Below are 3,063 nucleotides of genomic sequence, written 5' to 3'. Positions count from 1 at the left end.
ATGCCTCCGCCGTCCGACTCAGCTCACCCCCGCATTGCGTCAGAAGTCGCCGGCGCTGGGAATCCCCAATGGAGTCAAACTCACCGAGGGCTGGTGTTACTGCTACAATTCCATATTTCGACGACCTCTGAATCGATGGGTGACGATGATTCGGAGGTCGTGGCATGTCTGTCGCCTCGATGGAGACGACGCTGGAGCTTTGGACGTCTTCGCTGCGCGATGTCAAAGGGCGGATACGGGGGTGTTCACGCAAGAGTGTGTGGCGGCCAACGCCAGGCATTTTCTGGATCGACTGCTGGGCGGGGAACCGCGCAAGACCGGATGGATGCGGGCGGAGGCGGCGGGCGATCCCGGCCCCTGGCGCCAACAGGCGGTTCTCGGGCGTGGCCGCTGGGACGCGGAGGCGCTGTGCGACATCGTGCCGCCGCCAAACGCGCGCACTGCAAAAAATGCAGCTGTAGCACCAGGCTTGTGCGTTGAGGGAATTGGGGCGGCGACCACTCTCGCCGCATGGTTGCTTGGAACCCAGCCCCTGCCCCGTCTGATGTGCGCGTCGTCGGCTACGACGTCGCCGCCGCAACGAGTGTCCCACTCCCTTTCACGATCTGGGGGGATGTGGACGCCCTCGACGGTGTTCGAAGTTCGCCGCGGCCGGCGGCGCCTGGCTCGACGGCTGCACCCTCACGAGCCCCTCTGGCCTGACGCCGCCGACGCCGATCACCGACGGCGTCCTGAGCTTTCCGAGGGCCACGACGGGCCATGTCGTCATCGACGGGCGCCGCCGGCCGCGGCGAACTTCGAACACCGTTGAGGGCGCGGACACAGCGCGTTCACGCAACATCGACCTCAACTCGATCTGGGCGACGCTCGTGGAGGTCGAGCGGAATGCCGAGCGTGCCCTGAGCCTTACGCTGTCGGAGCTTCCGGGCGGTGGCGTGTTCGATTCGCGCGGCCATCGGCTGATCCGCGCGCTGGACGGCGTTGCGGACGACGACGTCCCGATGCTGCGGCAGCTCAAATATGCCACAGCGCCGGTCCTTCTCTCGTCGAACTGTCGCAGCTCGACAAGGCGAACCAGATCTTCGTTCTCGACCATGCCGGGCGGGTGTCGTCGGTCAATCTGTCGCTTGTCGGGGAGGCGCCCCTTCGACACCGCGCCACGTCGGTCTTCCCGCACACGGTGTTCTCCACTTATGCGAATTCGTGGACGCGCAAGATGCACGTCGCGACGAGCGACATCACGCGCGTCGAGCTCGGCTATGCGTCCTGGTACGCCAGCGCGCTCAGCCATGACGTGCCGTCGCCGACTTCGCGACGTGCGCGTTCATCGAGATCCCGAGCACGAACCCCGGCGTGTACACGCCGCTGAAGTGCGGCGGCCTCTTCAAGCCGACGCTTCGGAGCGACCGCACGACCTGGACGAACTGGCTCGACATCAGCATTCCGAAGGGCACCGTCTGGTTTGAATGCGTGCGCACCCATGGGGTCTGCCCGTGCACCCCGCAGCGGTGTCATCAACGACAGCTTGCTGGGCGTCGAAGCCACCACGCGGGACGGGGATCGCCGCCTCGCCCTGCACTACGAGCGCGGCCTGGCCGCCGGCTGCTGGCATCGTTGAGGAGTGGAGCCGATGCAGGAGTTCGAGCGACGCCTGACGACCGTCGAGGTCAAGCTCAAGGATACGGTCGAAGACCTCGACGAGATCAAGGCCGACGTGCGCGCCATCCGCGATGCGGTCGTCGGCGCCCGTGGTGGCTGGAAGCTGCTCGTCGCGGTCGTCGGGCTCGCAACCGCCCTCGGAGCCGCCGTCGGCAGCCTGCTGCCCTGGCTGCACGTCAAGCCGTAGGCGCGAAGGGGCGGCCATAGCTGCCCTCTGGCGCAAAATTAGTCACATGCCCTAACGAGATATGCTGCTTTTCCCTCTTGCAAGCGACGCTGCAGCGCACATAGGGTAATAGTGCGGCGCAGCATGATGGGTATTGTTAGGCCCATCGCTTTGAGAGGAGCGAGGCATGTCGACCCTTGAGCACGAGTTGATCAAAACTATTGTCAAGTACAATCGCAAGCAGGTGGAAAAATCCTCCTATGATCCAACTGCACTGGGGAAATATGTTATCAAATTAGAGCGTGCGCTAACAAATATTGAGGGCGGCACGCCTGTGACGATTTCGCTCGCAGAGAAGTTCACCGGCCACCTGCTGGCTGCCCTGGTGAAGGCGGCGGAGCCGTTCGAAAAGGCGCATCCGCAACTGCGCAGTGTGGGTTGACGACACCGGCGCACAGGAGGAGAGACACGATGACCATTTCCAAGGGAGTAAAAGAGTTCCTTGAACTCGCTCGCACCGGCGCTAACGTCGAAGTGGACGCGGCGCCCTACACCGCCGTCCAGCTCAAGAGCATCGCCAAGGAGCTTCGCGACGGCGCCCACATGCGGATCATCAATACCCATGACAAGACGGCCATCGAATTGGCTGGCGTAGCCCAGGCCAAGCCCGGCCAGATCATCTTCGCCTGATCGGCGAAGACCGTCATTGCCATAGACGAGCGGCCGCCTCGGGAAATCGGGGTGGCCGATTTTCTGCGTTGAGGCTTCCGCACTACCGATCACCGCGTGGTAACGTAGGGTCAGCCTCGATCACCTCCCGCGATCAAGTCGCCTGTGAAGAATCCCGACTACGCCGTGCGTGGTCGGATAGTAGGCGTTCCGGCGGTTGCGATCGCAGCCAGGACGAGAGCGCACCAAAGCCACCTTAGCCAGTTGAGGATGAGGCTGAAGTTGTATCCGACTGCGGCGAGGACGGCGTTGTTGGCATCGCCAGCGGCTCCCACCAGGAAGTTGCGTCCCATGCGATGGTCGCTCTTGAGATGGCCAATGACGGGCTCGACGGCGGCCCGTCGACGAAAGGCTCGCTTGATCGCCCTGGTCAGACCTCGTTTCATTCCGGCGACATAGACCTTGAACGTCTGCTCCTTGGGAGCGTTGTGGCCGCGGTAGCCGGCGTCGGTGACGGCTTTGGCAAGGTTGGCCCCGACCATGGCCTCGATCGCGGGGACGACGGTGGC

The 3,063-nt window shown here is 63.8% G+C and carries 6 protein-coding genes and 1 pseudogene; 5 read left to right on the top strand and 2 right to left on the bottom strand.

Annotated elements, in window-relative coordinates; translation table 11 throughout:
• Positions 1-145: 145 nt before the first annotated feature.
• Positions 146-421, top strand: a pseudogene (locus tag QO011_RS42430) (IS701 family transposase); the annotation flags it as partial.
• Between the two features lie 862 nt (positions 422-1,283).
• Here QO011_RS42430 and QO011_RS42425 read toward each other — a convergent pair.
• Entirely contained in the window at positions 1,284-1,436 is a 153-nt protein-coding gene (locus QO011_RS42425; protein ID WP_307286753.1) for a hypothetical protein, read from the bottom strand.
• A 44-nt stretch (positions 1,437-1,480) separates the two neighbouring features.
• Between QO011_RS42425 and QO011_RS42420 the strand changes: the two genes are divergently transcribed.
• From QO011_RS42420 to QO011_RS42405, 4 genes are all read left to right on the top strand, one after another.
• On the top strand, positions 1,481-1,618 hold the full coding sequence (locus QO011_RS42420) for a hypothetical protein (protein WP_307286751.1): 138 nt from the start codon (positions 1,481-1,483) through the stop codon (positions 1,616-1,618).
• 12 nt (positions 1,619-1,630) lie between these two features.
• A complete protein-coding gene (locus QO011_RS42415) occupies positions 1,631-1,846 on the top strand; it encodes a hypothetical protein (RefSeq protein WP_307286749.1) in 216 nt (71 codons plus the stop codon).
• A 166-nt stretch (positions 1,847-2,012) separates the two neighbouring features.
• Positions 2,013-2,267 carry a hypothetical protein gene (locus QO011_RS42410; protein ID WP_307286747.1) on the top strand — a complete coding sequence of 85 codons (255 nt, stop codon included), beginning with the start codon at positions 2,013-2,015 and terminating at the stop codon, positions 2,265-2,267.
• A gap of 29 nt (positions 2,268-2,296) precedes the next feature.
• Positions 2,297-2,515, top strand: a complete 219-nt coding sequence (locus QO011_RS42405; RefSeq protein ID WP_307286745.1) for a hypothetical protein — start codon at positions 2,297-2,299, stop codon at positions 2,513-2,515.
• Positions 2,516-2,673: 158 nt separating this feature from the next.
• Here QO011_RS42405 and QO011_RS42400 read toward each other — a convergent pair.
• Positions 2,674-3,063: transposase (locus QO011_RS42400; RefSeq protein ID WP_503129072.1), on the bottom strand; the 390-nt coding region annotated here is incomplete at its 5' end.

Origin of the sequence: Labrys wisconsinensis (assembly GCF_030814995.1) — a bacterium.
GTDB lineage: Bacteria > Pseudomonadota > Alphaproteobacteria > Rhizobiales > Labraceae > Labrys > Labrys wisconsinensis.
The sequence above is the reverse complement of the archived record's forward strand: the minus strand, read 5'-3'. Positions and strand labels throughout refer to the sequence as shown.